The organism is Parendozoicomonas callyspongiae, assembly GCF_023502345.1.
GTDB classification, from domain to species: Bacteria; Pseudomonadota; Gammaproteobacteria; order Pseudomonadales; family Endozoicomonadaceae; genus Sansalvadorimonas; species Sansalvadorimonas callyspongiae.
Genome location: NZ_JAMFLX010000142.1, coordinates 1 through 598 on the forward strand (window position 1 = coordinate 1; position 598 = coordinate 598).

The window sequence follows — 598 nt, forward strand, 5'->3', positions numbered from 1 at the left end:
TGTTCGTTCCGGGGCTTCGCCCCTCCACCCGACGCGCCTTCGGCGCGCGGCTGAAGCAGGCGTTAGCTGCGTGACCTATAGCTAATCGCAAATTATTTACAGTGAAAGCATTAATAATTTTGCTATTCATCCCGTAAACTTCAAAAGTTAGTTACCTGAAAATATGTGTGTAAAACTAATCAACTCTTTACCTAAAAAAACAGATAAAGAGTTAGAATCATTAAAAGTAAACTCAAAGAAAAAAGAAAATTTTAAAGTTCTAGAAGCCGTCAAAAATGAAATTTCACGTAGGCATCCGATACTAGCCAATAACTGCCGTGGCTTTGATCATGTAAAAGAGTACGGAGAAAATGCGGTCATGGATTGTATTCCGGATCAACTTGGTAAAATTAGTATCACGGAAGTCAGAGATATCGTTTGTTTTAAATATGTCGACAATCTTATCCAAATTGACACTTATGAAAACTGTCGCCCTAGAGATGTTACTATCGCAGACTCTGATGATGAATTTGCAAAACACGCAGGAAAACCTGGCATTTGCTTCTTTGGAAATTTGGTAAATAGCGAAACAGTTACAAAGGAACATGCCGCTACTCTT

General features: G+C 38.8%; 1 protein-coding gene. It reads left to right on the forward strand.

Translation table 11 applies throughout. The features are described from left to right. Positions 1-163: 163 nt before the first annotated feature. Positions 164-598: hypothetical protein (locus tag M3P05_RS20685; protein ID WP_249702044.1), on the forward strand; the 435-nt coding region annotated here is incomplete at its 3' end.